Source organism: uncultured Algibacter sp., from assembly GCF_947495925.1.
In the GTDB taxonomy this organism is placed as follows: Bacteria; Bacteroidota; Bacteroidia; order Flavobacteriales; family Flavobacteriaceae; genus Algibacter_E.
The window spans coordinates 24,567-38,885 of record NZ_CANMAU010000004.1 but is presented as its reverse complement, the minus strand read 5'-3'; the positions used below and the strand labels follow the sequence as shown (position 1 = coordinate 38,885).

Genomic DNA, 14,319 nt, shown 5'->3' with positions numbered 1-14,319 from the left:
CCACTAACATTATTTAAAAGATTCTGACTAGCACTTTTACCTAAATCGTTTCAAAGTCTTCTTAGTAAATTCACTTAACACTAATTTACCGCTTATTTTTGCTCGGTCTTCCAGTAGGCTGTCCCAATGCCTTGTATTCTCCCAAAAAACAGTTTTCATCTCTTTTAAAGCGTCTGGATTATAACCAGCCAATTTTTCTGCCAAAGCTTTAACAGCTTCATCTAATTCTTCAGTAGTTTCAAAAACATCGGCATACAAGCCTTTTTCTTTAGCATAATCAGCAGAAAAGAAGGTTTCAGCATCAATTGTCATTTGAGACATCGCAGTAAGTCCAATTTTTCGAGATACAGCCGGTTCAATTACAAAAGGACCAATACCAATGCTCAATTCGCTAAGCCTAATGGATGCATACTTAGTAGCCATACAATAATCGGTAGAAGCAGCCAAACCAACTCCCCCACCAACAGTTTTACCTTGAATACGCCCTATGATTAACTTAGGACATTGACGCATTGCATTAATAACATTTGCAAATCCCGAAAAAAAAGTTTTTCCAGAATCCTCATCCTCAATAGCAATCACTTCATTAAAACTAGCCCCAGCACAAAACGTTCTATCACCTCCACTTTTTAAAACAACAACCTCTATATTTTCATCATTACCTGCTTCTTTAATTGTTTGCGTTAACAATGCTAAAATGCTACTTGGCATTGAGTTTCTATTAGGATGAAAAAACTCAACATAACCAACTTTATTCTCTATATTTAAGGTAACATATGGCTCCATATTCTAGTAAAATTAATTAAAGTGAATATACAAAAATTTACAAACCGAAAACTAAAGTAACGCATGTTATATGCTAAACTTAATAGATTGTTGTTATTTGTAAAAAAAGATAAACAATGGGATTTTTTAGTTTATTATTTGGCAATAAAACAGATAAAATAAAATCATTTCTAAAAGCAGGTGCTATCGTTATTGATGTGCGTACCGATGAAGAGTATAAGCTAGGTGCAATAAAAGGGTCTGAAAATATACCTCTTCATAATTTAAAATCTAAGATTAAAGACATTCAGGACCTCAAAAAACCTGTAATTACATGTTGCGCAAGCGGCATACGTTCGGCAAAGGCTGCTTCAATCTTAAAGACTCAAGGCATAAAAGCTATTAATGGTGGCGGATGGACGAGTTTAAAAAGCAAGTTCTAGTTTTAAACGACTCATATCTTCAATAGTATTAATTGAAGATTCGTTATGTTTTAAAGTCCAACCTAGCGAACTTGTAAGAATGTAAAATTTTGACAACTCGCTGATTAACCTATTCTGAGCATTGCTTTTTAAATCTGAATTTTCAATTTTTCTTTTCAACGAGGTCCTTACCGTTTTCTTAATCGCATTATAATCTTTTGCCTCAAAGGGGTTTAAAAAATCAGCTTGAATATCATAATATTCAAAATCTGGACTTATTTTAATTTCTTCTTCAGGAATGTTTAAAATCGTTAACGTTTTGGTGACTTCATCTACATCAAACTCAATTTTACTTAAGTCATAGGCAATGGTAACATCTGCATTAACTATAACAAGTGCTTTTTTATCCGATGTAAAATAATCCCCGAATATATCTTTTGAATTTTTATAATTAAAAACCTCGCTAAAATGCCCTTCAGTAACAATTAGTTTTCCAACGTTCTTTATTTGTTTTTGAATGAGAGCAGAGTTCTCAATGAGTTCTATATTATTTTCTTTTTTTTCTTCACAATATTTAAAAGAAAATAGAATAATTAAAGTGATAACAACACCAAAAAGGATTTTTCGCATGCAGCAATTTAGAAATAATTTTACAGCTTTAGTTTACTTTTTGCTTTAAAACAAAAAAACATCAGTTTCTCCGACATAAGGAGCCTAACCAATGTAATTTAAACTAACGCCACAAAATATAAAATAGAAATTAATTTCAAGCATTAAAACAAGGTTAAACAACCTTTAAATTCATATTATTTCCTAACTGCTTATTTGAGTTAATACGTTTTCACATTGTATTACAAAATAGACAAAAAAAAAGCACCTTTGTAAATCATTTTCTTGATTAATACAATAGATGCTTTTTTATATGAACTGATTAATAGCATTTTAAAACTACAATTATTCACAAATAAACTATCAATTTATCGATAAAGTGTTATTATAAAAGATTAAAAGTTAACACCTTAAATATAGCCTTTATAAAAACGGAGTCATTATACTAAATCACACATTTTCAAAACTAATATGAGTGAATTTGAGTTGAAGCCGTTTTATTTTAACTTCTAAATTTAGAAGAAATTTTTTATGTGTCTCAGAATTAGGATCGAATGGTTTGTGCAATAGTGCCCTCTGAATACTGTCAACTTCTCTAATAGTCTCATAAGCTGTTTCCGAAATCCATGAAGATTTAAATTTTTCCCAAATATAAGTTACTGCCAAATCATTGGGATGAATCATATCCTCTTTATAAAAGCGATAGTCCCGAAGTTCGTCCATCATCAATTCATACGATGGGAAATATGTGTTTTTTTGATTACCAACCGGCGTATTCTGACTTAACACTTGGCGAATAGCCGAAATTAAATGCGCCTTACTTTGGGTGTTCTCAACAAAACCATCTTTTAAATGTCTAACTGGTGACACGGTAAAAACAAGGGATGCATTTGAATTTACACGCCTTATTAATTCAATCATTTTCTCCAAAGACTGGCAAATAGTATCAATTGATAATAATTCTTTTTGAAACTCTTTTTGAGGAATCTTATGGCAATTAGCAACAAGCTGTGATGTTCCTGTAAATCGATACACCCAAGCTGTTCCTAAAGTTATGACAATATGAGTAGATTCCTTTAATTGCTGCTGTGTTAACCGAACCTGCTTATTCAAAGCCCTCAACAGATCCTCCCTCGAAGCACTACTTAGCTGAGAATGAACATCAAAACAATGCCATCGCTCAATATGAAAAAAAACATCTGCCTCTGAATACGTTTTTCCTAAAACAGCATGTTTTATTAAGGTTTCAATGGCCTTAGGATGGAATAATATTCCAAAAGGGTTTTGAAAATTTTTAAACCTAAAATACTCTAGTTTTTTTCCAATATTATCAGAAAAACACGAGCCAATTAAAAGTACACTAGAGTCGTAATCTATTTGATTTTCAGACTGCCTTCCTAATGGTATTTTAGTTTGAAGCTCCACTTATTACAAAAGGTAGTCCTTAGCCTTTTTCAGTGCTTCTTCAATTCCAGCAGGATTTTTGCCCCCTGCAGTGGCAAAGAATGGTTGTCCGCCACCACCACCTTGGATATATTTACCTAATTCTCTTACTACCTGACCTGCATTTAGACCTTTTTCTGAAACAAGTCCTTTTGAAATATAGCAAGAAAGTAAAGCTTTACCTTTTTGTTCTGTTCCAAAAAGTAAAAACAAATTATCAAATTGACTTCCTAATTCAAAAGCAACATCCTTAAGACCTCCAGCATCCAAATCGAGCTTTTTGGCCAAGAAATTAATACCGCTTACATCTTCTATTTCATTTCTTAGTTCTGCTTTAATATGCTTTGCTTTATCTTTTAATAACATTTCAATCTGCTTTTTAAGAGATGTATTCTCCTCCTGTAAGCTTTGAAGCGCTTTAACTGGTTCTTTAACATTGTTAAGTAAATCTTTCATTTCAAAATAGGCACGATTATTTTCAAAATAAAAATCCTTCACAGCATCGTTAGAAATCGCTTCAATACGCCTTATCCCTGCAGCAACAGCACCTTCTGAAACAATTTTAAAATGCCAAATATCTGACGTATTCTTTACATGTGTTCCTCCACAAAGCTCAATAGATTGCCCAAAACGAATGGCGCGAACCGTATCACCATACTTTTCTCCAAATAAACTCATAGCGCCTTCAGCCATAGCTTCTTCTTTAGGCATATTTCGCTTTTCAATTAGAGGTAATTTCCCCTCAATTCTTCGATTTACAAATTGCTCCACATCTCTAAGTTCTTCAGTAGTTAACTTTGAAAAATGTGAAAAATCAAAGCGCAAATACTTTGAATGTACCGCACTTCCTTTTTGTTCAACATGAGTTCCTAAAACCTCTCTTAATGCTTGATGCAATAAATGAGTAGCTGTATGATTACATTCTGTCCTGTGGCGTTGTTTTGCGTCAACAACAGCTTTAAATGTTTCCTCTAAATGCTTTGGTAAATTTTTAGCAAAATGAATAATAACATTGTTCTCTTTTTTAGTATCTAAGATATAAACTACATCACCATGTGTATCTTCTAAATACCCCTTATCACCAACTTGACCACCTCCTTCTGGGTAAAATGGGGTTAAATTAAACACCAATTGATACATATCACCATCCTTTTTTGAGGTTACTTTTCTGTATCTCGTTAGTTTTACATTAGCTTCAAGCGTATCGTATCCAACAAATTCTTCCTGATTATCTTCAGATAGAATAGTCCAATCATCAGTAGACATTTCACTTGCAGCTCGCGAACGACTTTTTTGCTTCTGAAGTTCCTTTTGAAATCCTTCCTCATCCAACTTTAAAGATTTTTCAGAAAGAATTAAAGCTGTTAAATCTATGGGAAAACCATAAGTATCATAAAGCTCAAAAGCCTTTTCGCCAGAAACAACATCTCCTTTAGTTTCCTGAACAATTTTATTTAATAATACCAAACCTTGGTCTAGAGTTCTTAAAAAGGACTGTTCTTCTTCTTTAATAACATTTTCAATCAAATGTTTTTGAGTTTTTAATTCTGGGAACGCTTCTCCCATTTTTTTACTCAACACATCTGCTAATCTATATATGAAAGGCTCTTTCTTATCTAAAAATGTAAAACCATAACGTACAGCACGACGCAAAATTCGTCGTATAACATATCCCGCTCCAGTATTACTTGGCAGCTGGCCATCGGCAATTGAAAACGCAACGGCCCTAACATGATCTGAAATTACACGAATAGCAATATCTACTTTTTCGTCTTTCCCATAAGGCTTATTAGATATGGTTTCTATTTCTCTAATAAGTGGTATAAAAACATCGGTATCATAATTAGATTGAACCCCTTGTAATACCATACATAAGCGCTCAAACCCCATACCAGTATCAATATGTTTATTTGGCAAAGCCTCAAGTGCCCCATTTGCTTTTCGGTTATACTGCATAAAAACCAAATTCCAAATCTCAACAACATGCGGATGATCCATATTCACGAGATCCTTCCCTGGTATTTTTGCCTTTTCCTCGGCTGAACGAATATCAACATGTATTTCACTGCAAGGTCCGCATGGTCCTTGATCACCCATTTCCCAAAAATTATCTTTCTTATTGCCTTTTAAAATGCGGTCTTCAGAAATTAATGTTTTCCAATAATCATAAGCCTCAGTATCCAATCCTAAACCGTCTTCATCACTACCTTCAAAAACCGTTACATATAGGATATCTTTATCTATACCGTAAACCTCCGTAAGTAATTCCCAAGCCCAGTTTATCGCTTCTTTTTTAAAGTAATCGCCAAAACTCCAATTCCCAAGCATCTCGAATAACGTATGATGATATGTATCATACCCAACTTCTTCCAAATCGTTGTGCTTCCCTGAAACGCGTAAGCATTTTTGACTATCTGCTATCCTATTCGTTTTAGGTTCTGCATTTCCCAAAAAATACTCTTTAAAAGGTGCCATTCCAGAGTTTACAAACATAAGTGTTGGATCATCTTTTAAAACCATAGGTGCAGAAGGCACAATACCGTGTTTCTTTTTTTCAAAAAAACTTAAAAACTTAGAGCGAATTTCTTGTGATTTCATGTATTACTTTTAAAAATGTTGTTTCCCATAGTTATGCTTTAATGCGAAACAATTTTTATATTTACGCTGCAAATTTATTTTAAATTTCGGACAGCATTTAACTATAACCTCAATATTATCAAAAATTGAATAATAATTTTTTTGTAGGTTTGTTCGTTTACTTACTAAATTAAAGCCATTCATAAGCTTTAATTTTCAGCAAAAATAGTATAATTTAAGTAATGAGTAAGGTAAAATATTATTACGATTCTGATACGCTATCGTATAGAAAAATAGAACGCAAAAAGCGTACTACTTTCAAGTATGCCTTAATCTTTCTATCTGCAGCAGCTTTTTTTGCATTTATCTTTGTTTTTGTTGGTAGTCAATATATTGAATCGCCCAAAGAACGTGCCTTGAAAAGAGAATTACAAAACACGCAATTACAATTTGAATTGCTTAATAAGAAAATGGAGCATGCTGAGGCTGTACTTGAAAATATTGCAGATAGAGACAATAACATATATCGGGTATATTTTGAAGCCAATCCAATTCCTGGAGAACAGCGAAAAGCTGGTTTTGGTGGTATTAACAGATATAAAAACTTGGAAGGCTTTGACAATTCCAAGTTAATTATTGAAAGCAATAAACGTTTAGACATTTTACAAAAACAGATTGTAGTACAATCGAAATCACTTGACGAGATTGCTAAACTTGCGGAAGAAAAAGAAAAATTATTAGCCGCAATTCCTGCTATTCAACCCGTAAACAATGCTGATTTAACCAGAATGGCATCTGGTTATGGTATGCGCTCAGATCCATTTACAAAAGTACGAAAAATGCATAAGGGCATGGATTTTAGCGCACCTAGAGGTACACCAATTTACGCTAGTGGCGATGGTGTTGTTACAAGAGCAGACAGTAATTCCTCTGGCTATGGCAAGCATATAAGAATAGATCATGGATATGGTTATGTGAGTCTATATGCGCATCTGTATAAATATAATGTGCGACGAAATCAAAAAGTAAAGCGTGGTGATTTAATTGGTTTTGTGGGAAGCACAGGACGCTCTCAAGCCCCTCATTTACACTACGAAATTCATAAAGACAAAAGCGCTATTAACCCCATTAACTTCTACTATGGGAGTTTAACGGCCGAAGAATTCAATAAATTATTGGAGCATGCCACTTTAGAAAATCAATCACTAGATTAATGCATATAGATTTACCCGAAAAAAGATATTATGGAATTGGTGAAGTTGCCAAAGCATTTAATGTAAACACTTCTTTAATACGCTTTTGGGAAAAAGAATTTGATGTTTTAAAACCAAAGAAAAACGCAAAAGGCAATCGCAAGTTTACACCAGAAGACATAAAAAATCTTAAATTGATTTTTCATTTAGTTAAAGAAAGAGGCTTTACTCTTGAAGGTGCCAAAATTCACTTAAAAGAAGGTAAAAAGGAAACACTTAATAATTTTGAAATTGTTAGTAAACTTGAAGATGTAAAAAGTCAACTCATTAAAATAAAAGAACATTTAAAATAAGTGAGATACACAATAATTCTGTTTGTTAATGTAACTTTTTTTAAGTAATTGTGTCTCATACGTAATAAATAAAACTAACTAAACAAATAAATTATGAAAAAAGGAGTAATCGCGGGATTAGGTTGTGGAGCAATTGCCATAATAGGTCTTATAGTTATTGTTCTTATTGGTGGTAGTTATGCCTATACCTTCAACAATACTGCCGTTGAGTATGAAGCCGATGCAAAAACGGCTTGGTCGAATGTTGAAAGTGCTTACCAACGACGCGCAGATTTAATTCCAAACTTAGTTTCTACAGTTAAAGGATATGCAGCTCATGAAAAGGAAACCTTAGAAGGTGTTATTAAAGCGCGATCTGAGGCTACTAAAACCACCATAGATGTTAATGATTTAACGCCAGAGAAAATGGCACAATTTCAACAAGCTCAACAAGGGTTAAGTGGCGCTTTATCGCGACTTCTTGTAACCGTGGAACGCTATCCTGAATTGAAAGCTGACAAAGGCTTTTTAGAGCTGCAATCACAATTGGAAGGCACAGAAAACAGAATAAATGTTGAAAGAAACAGGTTTAATGACGCTGTTAATGTTTATGATAAACACACTACAAAATTTCCTGGAAAATTATTAGCTAATTTATTCGGCTTTGAGGAAATGGCAAGATTTAAAAGTGCTCCAGGGAGTGAAAATGCGCCAAAAGTAGAGTTTTAGAATGTCGAAAATTGAAGATTTTCTAACTACGAAGGAAGAGCAAGATATTGTTGAAGCCATTCGTTTGGCAGAACTAAATACTTCTGGAGAAATTCGTGTTCACTTAGAAAAGACTTGTAAGGGCAACGCAGCTAATCGTGCTCTAGAGTTATTCCACATTCTAAAAATGGATAACACTAAACTTCAGAATGCCGTTTTAATTTATGTAGCTGTTGAAGATAAAACCTTTGTTATTTATGGTGATAGAGGTATCAATGAAGTCGTTGAAAATGATTTTTGGGATTGCACCAAAGATCTCATGCAGTTACATTTCAAAAAAGGAGAATTTAAAGACGGGTTAGTTCAAGGTATATTAAGGTCTGGAGATCGTTTAAAAGAGTATTTCCCATTTATGGATGATGATACCAACGAACTCACTAACGAAATTTCTAAAGGGTAATATTTAACATGGAATATACCAATGCAAAAACTTTTAGAGTGTTTAAAAAGAACAAGCTCACCCTTTCTTTCTTTCTAATTGTTTGTGCACTACATTTTTCTTTTGCTCAGTTTAAAATTCCTGAAGTACCAGAATTTCAAACCAGTGTTTATGATTATGCCAACTTACTTTCAGTACATGAAAAGCGTAATTTAGAGCAGAAGCTTGTTAAGTATTCTGACACGACCTCAACGCAAATTGTAGTTGCCATTATAAACTCTACCAATGGAGAAAACATTAATTACCTTGGATCGCAATGGGGGCATGAATGGGGTATTGGACAAGCAAAAGAGGATAATGGTATTTTAATTCTGCTGGCCAAAGATGATAGAAGAATTGCAATTAATACGGGTTATGGCATAGAGCACTTACTAACCGATGCTTTATCCAAGCGTATTATTGAGCGTGACATCATACCCTATTTCAAACGAAATGACTACCCTGGCGGATTAAACAGAGGTGCGGATGCCATATTTGAAGTTCTAAATGGCGAGTATAAAGGTTCTCGAAAATCACAAGAAAATGGACTGCCCGTTGGATTTATATTTTTTCTGATTATTATATTCATAATTATTATGATATCCATTTCCAAAAATAAACGCGGAGGTGGAGGAAACAGAGGTAATCGTTCTGGAGGTATGGACATATGGGATGCCATTATATTAAGTAATATGGGACGTGGTAATTATAATGGAGGTTCTAGTAGCTGGGGCGGCAGCTCTGGTGGTGGCTTTGGAGGCGGAGGCGGCTTTGGTGGTGGCTTCGGCGGAGGTGGCTTTGGAGGCGGAGGTGCATCTGGAGGTTGGTAAAACGCCTTTCTTGTTAAGGAAGTGCCTTTTCAATAACATCTAAATTAACCCCTAATACTCGTACTGCTATAGGATTCAAGTCTTCTTTTGAACCTTCAAAATAGTATGTTTCATGACTATGACTTAAGCTCTCTCCCATTTTAAGTGCTACAGCAGGTGAAGACGTTTCCAATTCATAGAAAGGACCGAAAGGGCCAATATCTCCCAATTTGCCATCGTTAAAAACATTAATTACATCTCCCCTATACTGATCTTTAACACTTACAGGATGAGCATTTACATAGTCCATCGTATTCGCATTAAAACTATACCTAACAATAGTTAGTAAGTTTAATTCTGGGCTATAACTACCAAAGTACTCCAAAGAGTTTTCAGGAAGTGTTCCTATTTTATTAAGATAATTAGCATCTGCTCTATAATAAAGTATATTCTCTTTAATATCAATTCTTGTGCTATCTAAAGGCGTAAAATAAACAGTGGCTTCGTCTACCTTTCCTTTTAAAGGAATAACAACTGTAGTTTTTTCAGAAGGGTGCATACAGCCCAATTCCCATAAACATATTAGACCTTTCTCTTTAGACCAATTTTCTTCACCAATGTTTTGCATAGATGTTTCAGCCTTAAACGCAACATAAGATAAATTATCATTTAGCGTTATCCCCAATTTTTTCTCAATTAAAGACCTCTTCAATAATTTAATATCTCGCTTAACATCAATATAAAACTCTGTATTCTTTAAATTTTTTAAATGTAACTTTTCACCAAGGGAAACTAAACTTTCATTTCGCTTTAAAACTTTAAACTCTAGTTCATTTAAATCCTTAGGAGCTCCATGTTCTTTTTTTCCTGTTTTTGGATTAATCTTAAAAAACAAGGTATTCGGTCCTTGGTCTGGGCCGAACCAAAGCCGTCCTGCTCCTCCTAAACCACTTTTATTCTGATTAACACTGTCGCTTAAAATCAATGCTTTTCTAAACCAACCGTAACTTGAACCACTTTTCCCTTTACTTGTTGCGGTTAAAATCCGCCCTTGATATTCAGGAGATATTATAATTTGACGTACTCCATCTTCTAGTACAATAGGATTTGTTTTTTGCTTTAAAAACTTCAAATCGTTACCAAAAGTTCCTTCTGGATATTCCTGACAAGACACTTGAAATCCCAAGAATAAAGCAATTAAAAATAAACTGTATTTTTTCATTTGTACTAGTATAATTAATTATCTATTAAAACACAATGAATATACAAATTTCAAAAAAAAGTTACTTCTTGCGCATGTATACACTTATCGGTACGCCGTTAAAACCAAAATTATCTCTAAGCTTATTCTCTAAGAAGCGCTTATAAGGGTCTTTTATATATTGCGGTAGATTGCAGAAAAACGCAAATTGTGGTTGTGGCGTTGGTAACTGCATAATATATTTTATTTTCACAAACTTGCCTTTATATGCTGGTGGCGGATAACTTTCAATAATGGGTTGTAAAACATCATTTAGCTCACTTGTTTTTATTTTTTTACTGCGGTTTTTATAAACCTCAACCGCTGTTTCAATGGCTTTAAAAATGCGTTGCTTAGTAAGAGCCGAAATAAAAACTACAGGAACATCTGTAAAAGGTTCCATTTGTTTTTTTATCGCTTTTTCATATTCCTTCATGGATTTATGATCTTTCTCAACCAAATCCCATTTATTAACCAAAACCACAATTCCTTTTCGATTGCGCTCTGCTAGCCAAAAAATATTTTGTACTTGCCCATCAAAACCTCTATTAGCGTCGAGCACAAGTAAACAAACATCGGCATGCTCAATTGCACGAACACTGCGCATAACAGAATAGAACTCTAAATCTTCTTTAACCTTTGATTTTCTTCTTATTCCTGCAGTATCAACTAAATTAAATTCAAAACCAAAGCGATTATACTTTGTATCAATAGAGTCTCTAGTTGTTCCTGCTATATCGGTAACAATGTATCTATCTTCTCCAATTAAAGCGTTAATAAATGAAGATTTCCCTGCATTAGGACGTCCAACCACAGCAAAACGTGGTAATTCTTCCTCAACAACTTCTTCTTTTTCAGGCAATGCTTCGATTAAAGCATCCAATAACTCCCCTGTTCCACTCCCATTTATACTCGCTATGGTATAATATTCTCCCAGTCCTAACGAGTAAAACTCAACAGCATCTTCAGCACGTTTACCATTATCAACTTTATTAACCACAAGAAAAACAGGTTTATTAACGCGCCTAAGTAGTTTAGCAACGTCTTCATCCATTCCAGTAACTCCAGATTCTACATCTACCATAAAAATTATAGCATCAGCTTCTTCAATAGCTAGTTCTACTTGCTTGTCTATTTCAGCTTCAAATACATCATCACTTCCTAAAACGTATCCTCCAGTATCAATTAAAGAAAATTCTTTTCCGTTCCAATCACTTTTTCCGTAGTGACGATCTCTAGTAACCCCACTTACGGCATCAACAATGGCTTCTCGTCTTTGAATTAAACGATTAAAAAATGTTGACTTTCCAACATTTGGTCTCCCTACAATGGCTACTATATTACTCATATTATATTTTTAATTGTAACAGGCTAAAAACGTTTCATTTAACGCTACCTGAAAACTTTTGCAAAAATAGAAAATATACTGAATGCCTCATCTTTTTATAGAATAAAGAATAAAATTTATCCCTATTAAAAAAAATAGTATTTTAATAACCTAAACCAAACCTCATGGCATTATCTAATGATATTGTTTTACGTCCGCGTTTTAAAATTAAAATAGAACGTTATAATCAAGCTGTTTTAAGTGATTTTAAAAATGCAAAAACTACTCAATCAGAGTTTATTATAACTCAGGTTGACGACCATGTATTCATCAAATTTCCTAGAGAAAAACAAACATTTTGGTCTCCTCAGTTACATCTTGAAGTTAATAAGGTAGATGACAACAATAGTATAGTTCATGGTCTATTCGGGCCAAATCCCACAGTATGGACGATGTTTATATTTTTTCATTTTTTAGTAGGTACTGCCTTTGTTGTTTTAGGAGTATGGGGATATAGTGAATGGACACTAGATAAAAATGTAGCACTGCAGGTAAGTTTGATGGTGCTTATGATTGTAATCTGGTTAGCATTATACTTTGCAGGAAGTATTGGAAAAGCATCAAGCAAACAAGAAATGCATGCACTTAATGGTTTTATGAACAAAATATTATATGAAAAAAACCTGCCCTAATTCTTAGCACACCTTAATTATTATAACCAAAACGTTTTAGTTGGTTTTGATTACTGCGCCAGTTTTTATTAACTTTAACATACAATTCTATATGAATTTGTTTTCCAAAAAAAGTTTCTAAATCTTTTCTAGCTTCAACACCAACGCGTTTTAAAGCACTGCCTTTATGCCCAATAATGATTCCTTTTTGGGTTTCACGTTCTACCATTATTACTGATCGTACTCTAATAATATTATCTTCTTCAAGAAATTCCTCTGTATCAACTTCTACAGCATACGGGATTTCTTTTTTATAATGCATTAAAATTTTTTCCCTTATCGTTTCATTAATAAAAAAGCGTTCGGGTTTATCTGTTAACTGGTCTTTAGGGTAAAATGGTGGTGAATCGGGAAGCAATTCTATAATACGGTTAAAAACTTCTTTAACATTAAAGCCTTCAAGCGCTGATACTGGGAAAATCTCTGCATTAGAAACTTTTGACGCCCAAAACTGTACTTGAGTTTCTAATTGTCCTTGATCAGAATTATCTATTTTATTTAATAGTAATAGAACAGGGATTTTAGAACTTGTAATCTTTTTAAAGAAGGCCTCATCTTTCAATGCTTGTTCTCCAATTTCTACCATATAAATAAGCACATCTGCATCTTCAAAGGCCGATTTTACAAACCCCATCATAGACTCTTGAAGTTCGTATGCTGGTTTTATAATTCCTGGTGTATCACTTAAAACAACTTGAAAATCGTCTCCATTAACTATACCCAAAATCCTGTGCCGAGTAGTTTGCGCTTTTGAAGTTATTATAGATAATTTTTCACCTATAAAAGCATTCATTAAGGTGGATTTTCCAACATTTGGATTTCCAATTATATTTACAAAACCTGCTTTATGACTCATTTACTTTTCTATTAATTCTGAATTGCAAAGTTACAATTTGATTGTTTATTCTATCTCAAAATAATGGAAACAAAAAAAGCAGGAAGAAAACTTCCTGCTTAGTATATTTCTAATGCTATATGCCATTAATTTATCTCTATTAACTCTACATCAAAGATTAAAGCAGCATAAGGTTGAATCGCTCCTCCTGGTCTTGGGTTAGCTCCGTAAGCCAATTCTTGAGGAATGAAAAATTTATATTTAGCCCCTGGAGACATTAATTGCAATCCTTCAGTCCATCCTTTTATAACTTGAGTTACTCCAAATTCAGCTGGCTCACCTCTATCAACAGAACTATCAAAAACAGTTCCGTCAAGTAACGTTCCGTGATAGTGTACTTTTACTCTAGAATCAGTTGATGGTTTATCTCCAGATCCTTCTTTTAAAACAATGTATTGTAAACCACTTTCTGTAGTTTGAACACCATCTTTAGTTTTATTTTCTTCTAAAAATGCAATTCCTTCTGCTTTATTCTTTTCACCTTGTGCTTGACGCTCAGCAGCAGCTTCTTTTTGCTTATTTTGAAAATAAGCTTGAACCACTTTTTGTGCATCAGCTTGTTCTAAAAGAATATCAGAAGAGTCAGAAACGTTTGTAAAACCTTGAATAAATAAATCATGATCAAATTCATCAAAACTAGTTTTCACATTTCTGGCAACATCCATTCCTATAGCATAACTTACAGAATCTAATTCCGTTTTCAATTCTTTTTTTGCTACACCATTTTTATTACACGATACCACTAGTAAAACCATTGTTACTAGACTTAAAAATTTCATTATTCTCATTA

At 33.6% G+C, this 14,319-nt stretch carries 15 protein-coding genes; 7 read left to right on the top strand and 8 right to left on the bottom strand.

What is annotated here, in order from left to right; all coding sequences use genetic code 11:
• Positions 1-36 precede the first annotated feature (36 nt).
• On the bottom strand, positions 37-786 hold the full coding sequence (locus tag Q0857_RS09260) for an enoyl-CoA hydratase/isomerase family protein (RefSeq protein WP_298534206.1): 750 nt from the start codon (positions 784-786) through the stop codon (positions 37-39).
• A gap of 116 nt (positions 787-902) precedes the next feature.
• On the opposite strand from Q0857_RS09260, the gene Q0857_RS09255 reads away from it, so the two are divergent.
• Positions 903-1,208, top strand: a complete 306-nt coding sequence (locus Q0857_RS09255; RefSeq protein WP_298534204.1) for a rhodanese-like domain-containing protein — start codon at positions 903-905, stop codon at positions 1,206-1,208.
• Here the strand turns inward: Q0857_RS09255 and Q0857_RS09250 are convergent.
• The 3 genes from Q0857_RS09250 to alaS form a co-directional block, all read right to left on the bottom strand.
• A complete protein-coding gene (locus tag Q0857_RS09250) occupies positions 1,191-1,817 on the bottom strand; it encodes a DUF4230 domain-containing protein (protein ID WP_298534201.1) in 627 nt (208 codons plus the stop codon). The two genes, Q0857_RS09255 and Q0857_RS09250, sit on opposite strands and share 18 nt — an antisense overlap.
• Positions 1,818-2,246: 429 nt before the next feature.
• Positions 2,247-3,221 carry a GSCFA domain-containing protein gene (locus Q0857_RS09245; protein WP_298534199.1) on the bottom strand — a complete coding sequence of 325 codons (975 nt, stop codon included), beginning with the start codon at positions 3,219-3,221 and terminating at the stop codon, positions 2,247-2,249.
• A 3-nt stretch (positions 3,222-3,224) separates the two neighbouring features.
• On the bottom strand, positions 3,225-5,837 hold the full coding sequence (gene alaS, locus Q0857_RS09240; protein WP_298534197.1) for an alanine--tRNA ligase: 2,613 nt from the start codon (positions 5,835-5,837) through the stop codon (positions 3,225-3,227).
• A 221-nt stretch (positions 5,838-6,058) separates the two neighbouring features.
• Here alaS and Q0857_RS09235 point away from each other — a divergent pair, with 221 nt between their 5' ends.
• From Q0857_RS09235 to Q0857_RS09215, 5 genes are all read left to right on the top strand, one after another.
• Positions 6,059-7,030, top strand: a complete 972-nt coding sequence (locus Q0857_RS09235; protein ID WP_298534196.1) for a M23 family metallopeptidase — start codon at positions 6,059-6,061, stop codon at positions 7,028-7,030.
• Positions 7,030-7,362, top strand: a complete 333-nt coding sequence (locus tag Q0857_RS09230) for a MerR family transcriptional regulator (RefSeq protein ID WP_298534194.1) — start codon at positions 7,030-7,032, stop codon at positions 7,360-7,362. Before Q0857_RS09235 ends, Q0857_RS09230 begins: the two co-directional genes overlap by 1 nt.
• 93 nt (positions 7,363-7,455) lie before the next feature.
• Positions 7,456-8,070: a LemA family protein gene (locus Q0857_RS09225; protein ID WP_298534191.1), complete on the top strand. Its 615-nt coding sequence runs from the start codon at positions 7,456-7,458 to the stop codon at positions 8,068-8,070.
• Between the two features lies 1 nt (position 8,071).
• Positions 8,072-8,509, top strand: coding sequence for a TPM domain-containing protein (locus tag Q0857_RS09220; protein WP_298534188.1), 438 nt, complete (start codon positions 8,072-8,074; stop codon positions 8,507-8,509).
• 8 nt (positions 8,510-8,517) lie between these two features.
• Positions 8,518-9,357 carry a YgcG family protein gene (locus Q0857_RS09215; protein WP_298534186.1) on the top strand — a complete coding sequence of 280 codons (840 nt, stop codon included), beginning with the start codon at positions 8,518-8,520 and terminating at the stop codon, positions 9,355-9,357.
• A gap of 13 nt (positions 9,358-9,370) precedes the next feature.
• Here Q0857_RS09215 and Q0857_RS09210 read toward each other — a convergent pair whose 3' ends face one another.
• Both Q0857_RS09210 and der read right to left on the bottom strand, forming a co-directional pair.
• Positions 9,371-10,558 carry a DUF6786 family protein gene (locus Q0857_RS09210; RefSeq protein ID WP_298534183.1) on the bottom strand — a complete coding sequence of 396 codons (1,188 nt, stop codon included), beginning with the start codon at positions 10,556-10,558 and terminating at the stop codon, positions 9,371-9,373.
• Between the two features lie 61 nt (positions 10,559-10,619).
• Positions 10,620-11,924 carry a ribosome biogenesis GTPase Der gene (gene der / locus Q0857_RS09205; protein ID WP_298534180.1) on the bottom strand — a complete coding sequence of 435 codons (1,305 nt, stop codon included), beginning with the start codon at positions 11,922-11,924 and terminating at the stop codon, positions 10,620-10,622.
• A 164-nt stretch (positions 11,925-12,088) separates the two neighbouring features.
• Between der and Q0857_RS09200 the strand changes: the two genes are divergently transcribed.
• Positions 12,089-12,595 carry a GTP-binding protein gene (locus Q0857_RS09200; RefSeq protein WP_298534178.1) on the top strand — a complete coding sequence of 169 codons (507 nt, stop codon included), beginning with the start codon at positions 12,089-12,091 and terminating at the stop codon, positions 12,593-12,595.
• A 13-nt stretch (positions 12,596-12,608) separates the two neighbouring features.
• On the opposite strand, the gene era is transcribed toward Q0857_RS09200, so the two are convergent.
• Positions 12,609-13,490 carry a GTPase Era gene (era, locus tag Q0857_RS09195; RefSeq protein ID WP_298534175.1) on the bottom strand — a complete coding sequence of 294 codons (882 nt, stop codon included), beginning with the start codon at positions 13,488-13,490 and terminating at the stop codon, positions 12,609-12,611.
• Between the two features lie 125 nt (positions 13,491-13,615).
• Positions 13,616-14,317: an FKBP-type peptidyl-prolyl cis-trans isomerase gene (locus tag Q0857_RS09190; protein ID WP_298534174.1), complete on the bottom strand. Its 702-nt coding sequence runs from the start codon at positions 14,315-14,317 to the stop codon at positions 13,616-13,618.
• Positions 14,318-14,319 lie beyond the last annotated feature (2 nt).